General features: G+C 69.3%; 10 protein-coding genes. 7 read left to right on the plus strand and 3 right to left on the minus strand.

From position 1 onward, the window contains the following. Positions 1-2: 2 nt before the first annotated feature. From eboE to OHU89_RS39700, 3 genes are all read left to right on the plus strand, one after another. Positions 3-1,166, plus strand: coding sequence for a metabolite traffic protein EboE (gene eboE, locus OHU89_RS39690; protein WP_405649839.1), 1,164 nt, complete (start codon positions 3-5; stop codon positions 1,164-1,166). Then, positions 1,163-2,635, plus strand: coding sequence for a nucleotide pyrophosphatase/phosphodiesterase family protein (locus OHU89_RS39695; RefSeq protein ID WP_405649841.1), 1,473 nt, complete (start codon positions 1,163-1,165; stop codon positions 2,633-2,635). Before eboE ends, OHU89_RS39695 begins: the two co-directional genes overlap by 4 nt. Before the next feature lie 100 nt (positions 2,636-2,735). Next, complete coding sequence (locus OHU89_RS39700) at positions 2,736-3,788, plus strand: sugar phosphate isomerase/epimerase family protein (protein WP_405649843.1); 1,053 nt, start codon at positions 2,736-2,738, stop codon at positions 3,786-3,788. 66 nt (positions 3,789-3,854) lie between these two features. Here OHU89_RS39700 and OHU89_RS39705 read toward each other — a convergent pair whose 3' ends face one another. The 3 genes from OHU89_RS39705 to frc (OHU89_RS39715) form a co-directional block, all read right to left on the minus strand. Continuing rightward, positions 3,855-5,243, minus strand: a complete 1,389-nt coding sequence (locus OHU89_RS39705) for an OFA family MFS transporter (protein WP_405649845.1) — start codon at positions 5,241-5,243, stop codon at positions 3,855-3,857. Between the two features lie 34 nt (positions 5,244-5,277). Beyond that, positions 5,278-6,666, minus strand: a complete 1,389-nt coding sequence (locus tag OHU89_RS39710) for an OFA family MFS transporter (RefSeq protein ID WP_405649847.1) — start codon at positions 6,664-6,666, stop codon at positions 5,278-5,280. A 128-nt stretch (positions 6,667-6,794) separates the two neighbouring features. Further along, positions 6,795-8,027, minus strand: coding sequence for a formyl-CoA transferase (frc, locus tag OHU89_RS39715; RefSeq protein WP_405649849.1), 1,233 nt, complete (start codon positions 8,025-8,027; stop codon positions 6,795-6,797). A gap of 181 nt (positions 8,028-8,208) precedes the next feature. Between frc (OHU89_RS39715) and sucC the strand changes: the two genes are divergently transcribed. The 4 genes from sucC (at position 8,209) to frc (OHU89_RS39735) (ending at position 13,264) form a co-directional block, all read left to right on the plus strand. Further along, positions 8,209-9,339, plus strand: coding sequence for an ADP-forming succinate--CoA ligase subunit beta (sucC, locus tag OHU89_RS39720; RefSeq protein WP_405649851.1), 1,131 nt, complete (start codon positions 8,209-8,211; stop codon positions 9,337-9,339). An 11-nt stretch (positions 9,340-9,350) separates the two neighbouring features. Beyond that, the gene (gene sucD, locus OHU89_RS39725; protein ID WP_405649852.1) at positions 9,351-10,253 is read left to right on the plus strand and encodes a succinate--CoA ligase subunit alpha; all 903 of its coding nucleotides are present in this window, start codon (positions 9,351-9,353) and stop codon (positions 10,251-10,253) included. Positions 10,254-10,392: 139 nt separating this feature from the next. Beyond that, a complete protein-coding gene (locus OHU89_RS39730; RefSeq protein ID WP_405649853.1) occupies positions 10,393-11,949 on the plus strand; it encodes an aldehyde dehydrogenase family protein in 1,557 nt (518 codons plus the stop codon). Between the two features lie 85 nt (positions 11,950-12,034). Continuing rightward, positions 12,035-13,264, plus strand: a complete 1,230-nt coding sequence (frc, locus tag OHU89_RS39735; protein ID WP_405649854.1) for a formyl-CoA transferase — start codon at positions 12,035-12,037, stop codon at positions 13,262-13,264. Positions 13,265-13,343 lie beyond the last annotated feature (79 nt).

Consider the following 13,343-nt stretch of genomic DNA (forward strand, 5'->3'; position numbering starts at 1 on the left):
GCATGCGCTTCCGCCACCCCGACGGCTCCACCGTCCACCTCGCCTACTGCACCAACGTCCACCCCGCGGAGACCCTCGACGGCGTCCTCGCCCAACTCCGCGACCACTGCGAGCCCGTCCGCCGCCGCCTGGGCCGCGACCGCCTCGGCATCGGCCTGTGGCTGGCCGCCGACGCCGCCCGCGCCCTGGACTCCGACCCGTCCGCCCTGCGCGCGCTGCGCGCCGAACTCGACCGGCGCGGCCTGGAAGTGGTCGCCCTCAACGGCTTCCCCTACGAGGGGTTCGGCGCCGAGGAGGTCAAGTACCGCGTCTACCGACCGGACTGGGCCGACCCCGAACGCCTGGAGCACACCACCGCCCTGGCCCGGGTCCTGGCCGGACTCCTCCCCGACGACGTCACCGAGGGCAGCATCTCGACCCTGCCGCTGGCGTGGCGCACCGCCGCCCACGACACCGGACGCCACGAGAAAGCCCTGCGCACGCTCGCCGAACGCCTCGACGCCCTGGAGGAGCTGACCGGACGGTCCATCCGCATCGGCCTCGAACCGGAACCCGGCTGCGTCGTCGAGACCACCCACGACGCCCTCGCCCCACTGTCCGCGATCGCCCACCACCGGATCGGCATCTGCGTCGACACGTGCCACCTCGCCACCTCCTTCGAAGATCCGCACACCGCCCTCGACGCGCTCACCGCGGCCGGCGTCCCCGTCGTCAAGTCCCAGCTCTCGGCGGCCCTGCACGCCGAACACCCCCATCTGCCGGAGGTCCGCACGGCCCTCGCCGCCTTCGACGAACCCCGCTTCCTGCACCAGACCCGCACGGCCACCGCCGCCGGCCTGCGCGGCACCGACGACCTCGGCGAGGCACTCGGCGGCGACACCCTGCCCGACGCCAGCCCCTGGCGCGCCCACTTCCACGTCCCCCTGCACGCGGCCCCCGCCGCGCCCCTCACCTCCACGCTCCCCGTCCTCAGGGCCGCGCTGACCCGGCTGATCGGCGGCCCGCACCCGCTCACCCGTCACCTGGAGGTCGAGACCTACACCTGGCAGGCCCTACCGCCCGAGCTGCGGCCCCGCGGCCGGACCCAGCTCGCCGACGGCATCGCCGCCGAACTCACCCTCGCCCGCGACCTGTTGACGGGCCTCGGCCTGAAGGAACTCCCATGAGCATCCACAAAGCCGCCAGGGACCCGGAAGCCGCCGGGGCCGCCGAAGCCGCCGGGGACCCCGATGCCGCCCCGGACAGGCACAGGACCGGCCCGCGCCCCACCCCGCTCCTCGTCCTGGACGTCGTCGGCCTCACCCCCCGTCTCCTCGACCACATGCCCCACCTCAAGTCCCTCGCCCGAGCGGGCTCCCACGCCCCCCTCGAAACCGTCCTGCCGGCCGTCACCTGCGCCGCCCAGTCCACCTTCCTGACCGGCACCCACCCGGCCGAGCACGGCATCGTCGGCAACGGCTGGTACTTCCGCGACCTCGGCGACGTACTCCTGTGGCGCCAGCACAACGGCCTGGTCGGCGGGGACAAGCTGTGGGACGCCGCCCGCCGCGCGCATCCCGGCTACACCGTCGCCAACATCTGCTGGTGGTACGCGATGGGCGCCGACACCGACATCACCGTCACCCCCCGTCCGATCTACTACTCCGACGGCCGCAAGGAACCCGACTGCTACACCCGCCCTCCGGCCCTGCACGACGAACTCACCGCGAAATTCGGCACCTTCCCCCTCTTCCACTTCTGGGGACCCGGCGCCGACCTCGTCTCCAGCCGCTGGATCACCGACGCGACCCGCCACATCATCAGCACCCGGCACCCCGATCTGACGCTGTGCTACCTCCCGCACCTCGACTACGACCTCCAACGCTTCGGCCCCGACGACCCACGCTCCCTGAAGGCGGCCGCCGACCTGGACCGGGCCCTGGCCCCGCTCCTTGACGACGCCCGCGCGGAGGGCCGTACCGTCGTCGCGCTGTCCGAGTACGGCATCACCAGGGTCAGCCGGCCCGTCGACATCAACCGCGCCCTGCGCCGCGCAGGACTGCTCGAGGTGCACACCCAGGACGGCATGGAGTACCTGGACCCGATGGCCTCACGTGCCTTCGCGGTCGCCGACCACCAGATCGCCCACGTCTACGTGCGCCGCCCCGAAGACCTGGAGGCGACCCGGGACGCCCTCTCCGGACTGCCCGGCATCGGGCAACTCCTGGACGACGAGGGCAAGAAGACCCACCACCTCGACCACCCGCGCTCCGGAGAACTCGTCGCCGTCGCGGAGCCGGACGCCTGGTTCACGTACTACTACTGGCTCGACGACGCCCGCGCGCCCGACTTCGCCCAACTCGTCGAGATCCACCGCAAACCCGGCTACGACCCGGTCGAACTCTTCATGGATCCCCGCGACCCCTACGTCAAGGTCAAGGCGGCCACCGCACTGGCCCGCAAGAAACTCGGCCTGCGCTACCGCATGGCGGTCGTGCCCCTGGATCCCTCACCTGTTCGAGGCAGCCACGGCCGCCTTCCGGCGAGCGACGACGAAGGTCCGCTTCTCATCTGCTCCACCCCCCGTGCTGTCGGCGACCGCGTCGCGGCCACCGATGTGAAAGCACTCCTGCTCCGACTGGCCGGTCTCGGCTGACCGGCCCACCCCACCGGCCCCGCACGACCGGCCTCTTCCGACTGATCACCAGTGAAGCACCCACCACTGACAACGCCCTCCGACATCGAGGAGTCCAGGCATGAGCCGCATCTCCCAGCCCGACCCCGAGCTCACCCACCGCCTCAGCAGACGAGGCATGCTCGGGGTGGCCGCGGGCGCCACCGCCGCCGCGCTCGTTGGCGCCGCGGCCGCCCCCGCAGGCGCAACCCCCGCCGCCGCCACCGAGGCTGCCTCCGGCAGCGCGGGCCGGGGCCGTCCCGTCCTGCCGCCCGGCCGGCTCGGCATCCAGCTCTACAGCCTGCGCGACAAGGTCTCCACCCTCGGCTTCGCGCCCGTCTTCGCCGAGCTGGCGAAGTACGGCTACGACGAGGTCGAGTTCGCCGGCTACACCCAGGGCTCGGCCGGCCCGATCACCCTCGCCCAGCTCAAGCGGCTGGCCAGGAACCACGGCCTGAACCCGATCGGCAGCCATGTCGGCTACTACTCCGACGACCCGAACGCCTACACCTTCGCCCAGAACCTCACCAAGGTCCTCGACGACGCCCAGGCCCTCGGCCTCAAGCACATCGGCACCGCCTCGGGACCGTTCCGCTACGGCTCCACCGTCGACGCCTGGAAGCGCGCGGCGCAGGAGTTCAACACCTACGGCGCGGCCGCCAGGGCACGCGGCATGAAGTTCTACCAGCACAACCACTCCGAGGAGTTCTCCTTCGCCACCGACAACCCCAAGGTCCGTCTCTACGACGTCCTGCTCGCCGAGACCGACCCCGACCTGGTGTTCCTGGAGATGGACATCTTCTGGGCGTACTCGGGCCAGTTCCGCTTCTCCAAGCGCCCCGACGGCACAGCCGCGCCGTTCGAGCCGCTGGACTACGTCCTCAAGCAGCCCCACCGCTATCCGCTGTTCCACGTCAAGGACGGCGTCAGCGACCCCGCGAACACCTACGGCTACCGCATGACCGACGTCGGCGACGGCGACATCGACTACCGGCGGTTCATCTCCGCCGTGACCAGGCTGCGCGGTGAGCGGTTCGCCCACCACTGGCAGGCCGAGCACGACCAGCCGACCGAGTCCTTCACGTTCGCGCGGCGCTCCAGCGAACACCTCCACTCACTGCGCGAGAAGTGCTGACCGATCCCGCACACATGAGGAGGCCCTCCCGGAATCCCGGGAGGGCCTCCTCACGCGCGCGTGCCGTCAGCCGGCGGGTTGTGACACCGCAGTCCGTCCGGGCTGCCGCAGCAGCAGGGCGATCACCGCGGCCGCCATGGAGACGGCGCCGGCCAGGGCGTACGCCCCGTCATAACCCCAGGCGGCGACCACCATGGAGCCGAGTCCGCCGCCGAACAGACCGCTGATCAGCTTGCCGCTGTACACCAGCCCGTAGTTGGAGGCGTTGTAGTTCTCCCCGAAGTAGTCCGGGGTGAGAGCCGCGAACAGCGGGTAGAACGCGCCGCCGCCGAAGCCGGAGAGGAAGGCGAAGAACAGGAACAGCGACTCGCTCCTCACGTCGCCCGCCCAGATCACGCCGAACTGGGCCAGGCCCAGCACGACGATGACGAACACCAGGGTGGGCTTTCTGCCCCACTTGTCGGACAGCCAGCCCACGACACCCCGGCCGATGCCGTTGATGACCGCCATGACGCCCATCGACGAGGCCGCCACCAGTGGGCCGAAGCCCACCTCCTTGGCGTAGTCGACCTGGAAGGAGATCCCGAAGATCGACACCCCCGCGGTCAGCACGATGGAGAGCCACATCAGGGGGAGCATGCCGGTCCTGATGGCCTCCTTGGGTGTGTACTGCTTCACCGCCGGAGGGTTCTTGGCGAGGCTCGTCGCGTTCTTGCGGTCGCCGGAGTACGTCAGCGGATCGATGTCCGCGGGCCACCAGTTCTTCGGCGGATCCTTGAAGAAGAACGCGGACCCGAAGACCACGATCATGATGTAGCAGCCGATCAGGTCCAGGACCCGGTGGTAGTTCGCGGTGTCGAAGCCGTAGTTGAAGATGAAGATGAACGGCAGTGACCCGTACGCGAATCCCCCGTTGACGAACCCCGTTCTGGCGCCCCGGCGTTCGGGGAACCACTTGCCGACCATGTTGATGCAGGTCGCGTACACGAGCCCGGCGCCGATCCCCCCGACGACGCCGAAGCCCAGGATCGCCAGCCAGACGTTGCTCAGGTGCGACAGGGCGAGGAACCCGACGAGGCACAGACCTGAGCCTATGTACATGGCCTTACGGGCCGTCAGGACGCCCTTCTCCCGCAGCCAGCCCGCCGGGAAGGCGACGCCGGCCTGGAAGAATACCCAGACGCTGAGGATCCAGAAGGTGTTGCTCTGCGTCCAGCCATGGGCGTGGGACAGGGTGTCCTCCGCCGAGCCGTACGCGTATTCGAAGACACTGATGGCCATCATGGCGATCCACGGCAGATACACCATGAGCTTGCGCGAGTGACCGAGGATGTCCCGGTCGGTCTCGCCCACGCGATAGACGCGGCCGCGCGCGTCGGTCACTTCTCGGTAGGGACGGTGTGCGGCGTCGGGGTGGGACGACGAGCTGTTCGTTGCGATGGGATCTGCCGTCATTGCAGGGCAATTCCTCCGTGTCAGGCCTTTGGGGTCAGGCCATTTCCTCGCCGAGCGGCTGGGGGTTGGGAGAGGTGTGCTTCTTCTTGGGCCGGCCCGGCGGTGTCAGGAACAGTGCGATGAACGCGGCGAACAGAGAGATCGAGCCGGCCAGCGTGAATGCACCGTTGTGTCCCCAGTTGTCCACGACGACCTTGCCCATTCCGGCTCCGAGAAGTCCGGATACCAGTTTGGAGCTGTAGACCAGGCCGTAGTTGGAGGCATTGTTGTTCTCGCCGAAGTAGTCCGCCGTCATCGCCGCGAACATGGGGAAGATGGCGCCACCGCCGAACCCGGAGATGCTGGAGAAGAGGAGGAACAACGGCAGGTTCTTCATGTCGGCGGACCACAGGATGCCGTACTGCGAAAGACCGAGGACGATGCAGACGAAGATCAGGCACCGCTTTCGCCCGTAACGGTCCGACAGCCAGCCGATCACACCGCGCCCGGTGCCGTTGACGATGGCCTTCATCGACATGGCCGTCGCGACGATTCCGCCCGCGAATCCGGCTTCCTCGCCTATGTCGACCTGGAAGGCGATACCGAAGATGTTCACGCCCGAGGTGCACAGCAGGCAGAACCACATCAGCGCGACCCGCCCGGTACGCCAGGCCTCGCCCGGGGTGTACTGCCGCACGGCAGGCGGGTTCATGGCCATGGCACGCCGGGCACGGGGGTCGGTCGGCGGGCTCAGCGGGTCGACCTCGGCCGGCCACCAGTTCTTCGGCGGGTCCTTGAAGAAGGAGCCGGCCACAGCCACCGCCGTGGCCAGGAAGACACCGACCGCGACGAGCACCCAGCGGAAGTTCGTCAGATCCATGTAGCTGGTGAAGAGGAACACGAACGGCACGGAACCGTAGGCGAATCCTCCGTTGACGAACCCGGTCTTGCCTCCCTTTCGCTCCGGATACCATTTGCCGACCATGTTCACACAGGTCGCGTAGACCATTCCGGCGCCCATACCGCTGAACATGCCGAACCCGACGTACGCGACGACCACATGCGGCGCGAACGCGAGAGACAGATATCCGAGCAGTGTGCCGGTCGCGCCGAGGATCATCGCCCAACGCGCGGGCAGCTTGCCGCTCTCCCTGAGCTTTCCGGCCGGGAAGGCGACCGCCGCCTGGAAGAACACCCAGACGCCGAGCATCCAGAAGATGTGTCCGTCGTTCCAGCCGTGTGCGATGTGCAGCGTGTCCTCGGCAGACGCGAACGCGTACTCCGCCGAGCTGATGCCCATCATGCCGACCCACGGCAGGATGACCATCCACTTGCGTTTACGGCCCATGATGTCGATGTCGGTCTCACCGACGCGGTACATGCGGCCGTTGTGGTCCGTCACCTCCCGATACGGGACGGACGTCGAGTAGTCGATCGTTGTCATCTGCTCAAGCACTCCTTGCGTCGAAAGATCTGGCCAGCGCCCCCTGTCCAAATGCCTTTCGTGCGCGCACGGGTCCTGGGGCCGGGCGACGCGCACCGTCGGTCGGCCCCTTGCTCGGTCAAGTCACGTCAGATCACCCCGCTCGACTTGAGCAGGCGCAATTCCTCGTCACCGATGCCGAGTTCGCCGATGAGGATTTCTTCGGTGTGCTGGCCCAGGAGGGGGGAGGGGGTGATGTGGGTGGGGGAGTCGGAGAGTTTGAGGGGGTTGCCGACGGTGGTGAAGGTGCCGCGTTCGGGGTGTTCGACCTCGACGACGATCTCGTTCGCGGCCAGCGAGGGGTCCTCGATGATCTCTTTGGTGGACAGGATCGGCCCGCACGGAATGTTGTGGCTGTTGAGCTGCTGGAGGACCTGCCATTTGGGGAGGGTGGCGGTCCATTCCTCGATCAGCTGGAACATTTTGGCGAGTCTGGGCAGCCGGGCCTCGGGGGTGGCCCATTCCGGGTCGGCGGCCAGTTCCGGGCGGCCGATCAGGTGGGCCAGGGGTGGCCAGCCGACGGGCTGGACGATGACGTAGACGTAGTCGTTGGGTCCGCCGGGCGCGCATTTGACGGCCCAGCCGGGCTGTCCGCCCCCCGAGGCGTTCCCCGAGCGCGGGACCTCGTCGGCGAAGTCGTCGCCGGGGTATTCGGGGAGCGGGCCGTGGGTGAGGCGTTGCTGGTCGCGGAGTTTGACCCGGCACAGGTTCAGCACGGCGTGCTGCATGGCCACGTTCACCCGCTGCCCGCGCCCGGTCGCCTCGCGCTGGAACAGGGCCGCCAGGATCCCCGCGACCGCGTGGATGCCGGTGCCGGAGTCGCCGATCTGCGCGCCGGTCGCCATCGGCGGCCCGTCGGGGAAACCGGTGGTCGCCATCGACCCGCCCATCGCCTGCGCCACCACCTCATAGGCTTTGAAGTCGGTGTAAGGCCCTTCGCCGAAGCCCTTGATCGAGGCGTACACGATCCGCGGGTTGATCTCCCGGATCCGCTCCCAGGTGAACCCCATCCGCTCCACCGCACCGGGCCCGAAGTTCTCCACCATCACATCCGAACGCCGGATCAGCTCCGTCAGCAGCTCCTTGCCCCGCTCGGACTTGGTGTTCAGCGTGACACTGCGCTTGTTGCAGTTGAGCATCGTGAAATACAGCGAGTCCACACCCGGCACATCCCGCAACTGCCGCCGTGTGATGTCCCCGCCCGGCGCCTCCACCTTCACCACATCCGCACCCAGCCACGCCAGCAACTGCGTCGCCGACGGACCCGACTGCACATGCGTCATATCCAGCACACGCACACCCTCAAGAGCCTTCGTCGTCACAGGTCACCTCGCTTGTCCGTTGCCTTGAGAGTGCTGTTGGCGCTGATCCTGAGCCGTGCTCGGTAGATTGCATACAGTCGACGAATACTGTATGAAGATTGTTATCCCGCATCCCGTGGGTGATGTCCAGGGGTCGTGCACCACTTTTCAGACGCGACCCGATCGAGACGGGAGCCGAACCATGGACCTGTACGAGCACCAGGCCCGCGGGCTCTTCGAGGAACACGGCATCCTCGTGCCGAGGGCGGAGGTCACCGACTCACCCAAGGAGGCGCGCGAGATCGCGCGCAGGCTGGGCGGCCCCGCCGTCGTCAAGGCGCAGGTCAAGACCGGGGGGCGGGGCAAGGCCGGCGGTGTGCGGCTCGCGGCCGACCCGGCCGCGGCGGAACTGGCGGCACGTCGGATCCTCGGTATGGACATCAAGGGCCACACCGTCGGCAAGGTCATGCTGGCCCAACCGGTGGACATCGAGGCCGAGTTCTACGTCTCGTACGTCCTCGACCGCGCGGCGGGTCGCTTCCTCGCCATCGCCTCCGCCGAGGGCGGCATGGAGATAGAGGAGGTCGCCGCCGGTCGACCGGAGGCGGTCGCCCGTATACACATCGACCCGGCCGAAGGGGTCACCTCCGCCAAGGCGGGAGAGATCGCCGAGGCCGCCGGCCTCCCGCCGCAGACCGTCGACGTCCTCGTACGGCTGTGGCAGGTACTGGTCCGCGAGGACGCCGTCCTCGTCGAGGTCAACCCGCTGGTCCGCACCCGGCAGGGACAGCTCCTCGCCCTCGACGGCAAGGTGACACTCGACGACAACGCCCGTTTCCGCCAAGCCCGTTGGGGCGTCGAGGAAGCGGAGCACGGCGACGCGCTGGAGGCGGCCGCGGCCGCGAAGGGCCTCAACTACGTCAAGCTCGACGGCGAGGTCGGCATCATCGGCAACGGCGCGGGGCTGGTCATGTCGACCCTCGACGTGGTCGCCGGCTGCGGCGCCCGGCCGGCCAACTTCCTCGACATCGGAGGCGGCGCGTCCGCCCAGGTGATGGCCGACGGGCTGTCCGTCATCCTCTCCGACCCGGCGGTGAAGTCGGTGTTCGTCAACGTCTTCGGCGGGATCACCGCGTGCGACGCGGTAGCCGACGGCATCGTACGGGCCCTGGACACCGTCCAGTTGACCAAACCGCTCGTCGTACGCCTCGACGGCAACAACGCCGCCCGCGGCCGCGCCGTCCTCGACGCGCACGCCCATCCGCTGGTCCAGCAGGCCACCACCATGGACGGCGCCGCCCGCCGCGCCGCCCAACTCGCCGAGACAGCCTGAGGAGGCGGCACATGGCGATCTACCTCACCAAGGAGAGCAAGGTCCTCGTCCAGGGCATGACCGGCGGCGAGGGCATGAAGCACACCCGGCGCATGCTAGCGGCCGGCACGAATGTCGTCGGCGGCGTCAACCCGCGCAAGGCCGGCCGGACCGTCGACTTCGACGATCGTGCCGTACCTGTTTTCGGGTCGGTTGCCGACGGTATACAGTCGACCGGAGCCGATGTCACGGTCGTTTTCGTACCGCCCGCCTTCGCCAAGGCGGCCGTCATCGAAGCCGCCGACGCCGGCATCGGGCTCGCCGTCGTCATCACCGAGGGCATCCCCGTCCACGACTCCGTCGCCTTCACCGCGTACGCGAAGGAGAAGGGCACCCGGATCATCGGCCCCAACTGCCCGGGCCTGATCACCCCCGGACAGTCCAACGCGGGCATCATCCCGGCCGACATCGCCAAACCCGGACGCATCGGCCTGGTCTCCAAGTCGGGCACGCTCACCTACCAACTCATGTACGAGCTGCGCGACATCGGCTTCACGACCTGTGTCGGCATCGGCGGCGACCCCGTCGTCGGCACCACCCACATCGACTGCCTGGCCGCGTTCCAGGACGATCCCGACACCGAACTCGTCGTGCTCATCGGGGAGATCGGCGGCGACGCCGAGGAACGCGCGGCCGCGTACATCGAGCAGCACGTCGGCAAACCCGTCGTCGGCTACATCGCCGGATTCACCGCGCCCGAGGGAAAGACCATGGGACACGCCGGCGCCATCGTGTCCGGTTCCTCGGGCACGGCGCAGGCCAAGAAGGAAGCGCTGGAAGCGGTCGGCGTCAAGGTCGGCAACACCCCGACCGAGACGGCCCGCCTCGTGCTCGACCTGCTGGCGGCCGACCGCGACGCGACCCGCAGGGCGTGATCGCCCGGCGCCACCGAGTTCCTCCCCTTATATACGCGACCACTGGTCGCACGGACCTGCCCTCCGCGGTTCAGCAGAACGTTCCGTGGCTGCCAGGCACCCCCCGCCCCCGACTGTGCACCGAGAGCGGAGACACCGAATGACAACCACCCTCAACTCCACCCCCCTCGTGGTGAAGTCCGGTACCACCTGGGACGACGCCTGGCGGCGCTGTCTCGCGGCCGCCCCCGAGGCGTTCCGCGACGACCGGGTCCTCAACCTCTGGAACGCCGCCTGGCGGGCGGACGGCCGAGCCCTGCCCGCCACCAGCCCCGTCGACGGCAGCCCGATCGCCGGCCCGCCGCGTCTGGACCGCGAAGCCGCCCACCAGGCCGTCCGCGCCTCCCTCGACCAGCACCGCGCCTGGCGGCACATCCCGCTCGAAGAGCGCCGAGCCCGCGTCGCGGCCACCCTCGACTCCCTCACCCAGCACCGCGAACTCCTCGCCCTGCTGCTGGTCTGGGAGATCGGCAAGCCGTGGCGGCTCGCTCAGGCGGACGTCGACCGGGCCATCGACGGGGTGCGCTGGTACGTCGACGGCATCGAGCCGATGGTCGCCGGGCGGGCTCCGCTGGACGGCCCGGTGTCCAACATCGCCAGCTGGAACTATCCGATGAGCGTGCTCGTCCACGCCATGCTGGTCCAGGCCCTGGCGGGCAACGCGGTCATCGCCAAGACCCCGACCGACGGCGGTGTCGCCTGTCTGACCCTGGCCTGCGCGCTCGCCGCCCGCGAGGGGATCCCCGTCACCCTGGTCAGCGGCAGCGGGGGCGAGCTGTCCGAGGCGCTGGTGCGGGCGCCCGAGATCGGCTGCGTCTCCTTCGTCGGCGGCCGCGACACCGGCGCCGCCGTGGCCACGGCCGTCGCCGACCTCGGCAAGCGTCATGTCCTCGAACAGGAGGGGCTCAACACCTGGGGCATCTGGAACCACTCGGACTGGGACGCCCTCACCGCCGTCATCCCCAAGCTCTTCGACTACGGCAAGCAGCGCTGCACGGCGTACCCGCGCTTCGTCGTCCAGCGGGAGCTGTTCGACGACTTCCTGGCCGCGTACCTCCCCGCGGTGCGCACGCTCAAGGTCGGCCACCCGCTCGCCGTCGCCCGGGCCGACGACCCCTACCCGGCACTGGACTTCGGCCCGGTGATCAACGCGGCCAAGGCGAAGGACCTGCACGACCAGGTCGCCGAGGCCATCGCCCGCGGCGCCGTCCCCCTGCACCGCGCCGGCGAGAGCGACGCCCGGTTCCTGCCCGGCCAGGACACCTCGGCGTACGTCCAGCCCGTCACGCTCCTCAACCCGCCCCCGTCCTCACCGCTGCACCACGCGGAACCGTTCGGCCCCGTCGACACCATCGTCCTGGTCGACACCGAGGCGGAGCTGCTGGCCGCGATGAACGCCTCCAATGGCGCGCTGGTGGCCACCCTGTCCACGGACGACCGGTCCACCTTCGACCGGCTCGCCCCGCAGATCCGGGCGTTCAAGGTCGGCCACGGCAAGCCCCGCTCACGGGGCGACCGCGACGAACTGTTCGGCGGGTTCGGCGCGTCCTGGCACGGCGCCTTCGTCGGCGGCGAGCTGCTGGTGCGCGCCGTGACGCAGGGCCCGGCGGGGGAGCGGCTGCCCGGGAACTTCCCGGAGTACCAGCTCATGCCGTGACCGGCGGCCGAGGGCGGCGCCCGGGCAAGGGCGCCGCCCTCGGGACATCGCGTGCAGACGTCGACGTACAAGCGAGGAGGCGATCATGACGAAGGCTCTTGAGGGTGTGCGTGTGCTGGATATGACGCATGTGCAGTCGGGTCCGTCGGCGACGCAGTTGCTGGCGTGGCTGGGTGCGGATGTGGTGAAGGTGGAGGCGCCGGGCGGGGACATCACACGGCGGCAGTTGCGGGATGTGCCGGGTGTGGACTCGCTGTATTTCACGATGCTCAACTGCAACAAGCGCAGTGTCACGCTGAACACCAAGTCCGAGCGGGGCAAGGAGCTGCTGACGGAGCTGATCCGGCGTTCGGATGTGATGGTGGAGAACTTCGGGCCCGGTGCGGTGGAGCGGATGGGGTTCACCTGGGAGCGGATCCGGGAGATCAACCCGCGGATCGTGTACGCCTCGATCAAGGGCTTCGGCGAAGGGCCTTACACCGACTTCAAAGCCTATGAGGTGGTGGCGCAGGCGATGGGCGGGTCGATGGCGACCACCGGTTTCCCCGACGGGCCGCCGATGGCGACCGGCGCGCAGATCGGCGACTCCGGCACCGGCATCCACGCGGTCGCGGGGATCCTGGCGGCCCTGTTCCAGCGCGAGGCGACCGGGCGCGGGCAGCGGGTGAACGTGGCCATGCAGCACGCCGTGCTGAACCTGTGCCGGGTCAAACTCCGCGACCAGCAACGCCTCACCCACGGCCCGCTCCCCGAATACCCCGGCGACGACTTCGCCGACGAGGTCCCGCGCTCGGGGAACGCCTCGGGGGGCGGACAGCCCGGCTGGGCCGTCAAATGCGCGCCCGGCGGACCCAACGACTACGTCTACGTCATCGTCCAGCCCGTCGGCTGGCCACCCCTGGCCCACCTGATCGGCCGCCCGGAACTGGCCGCCGACCCGGAATGGGCCACCCCCGAGGCCCGGCTGCCCAGACTCGCCAAAATGTTCCAGCTGATCGAGGAATGGACCGCCACCCTCCCCAAATGGCAGGTCCTCCAGCAGCTCAACAGCCACAACATTCCGTGCGGGCCGATCCTGTCCACCAAAGAGATCATCGAGGACCCCTCGCTGGCCGCGAACGAGATCGTCGTCGAGGTCGAACACCCCGAACGCGGCACCTTCACCACCGTCGGCAACCCCCTCAAACTCTCCGACTCCCCCACCCACATCACCCCCTCCCCCCTCCTGGGCCAGCACACCGAAGAAATCCTCATCGGCGAACTCGGCATCGAGGAAGCGGAGTTGCCGCTCCTCAAGGCACAGGGCGTGATCTGACCGACGGCGGCCCACGCCGCTTCCACTCCGTCCCGGGCGAGCCGCGACCGCTCCCCGGGACGGTTTCCGTGAGTACCCG

The organism is Streptomyces sp. NBC_00019, from assembly GCF_045041015.1.
In the GTDB taxonomy this organism is placed as follows: Bacteria; Actinomycetota; Actinomycetes; order Streptomycetales; family Streptomycetaceae; genus Streptomyces.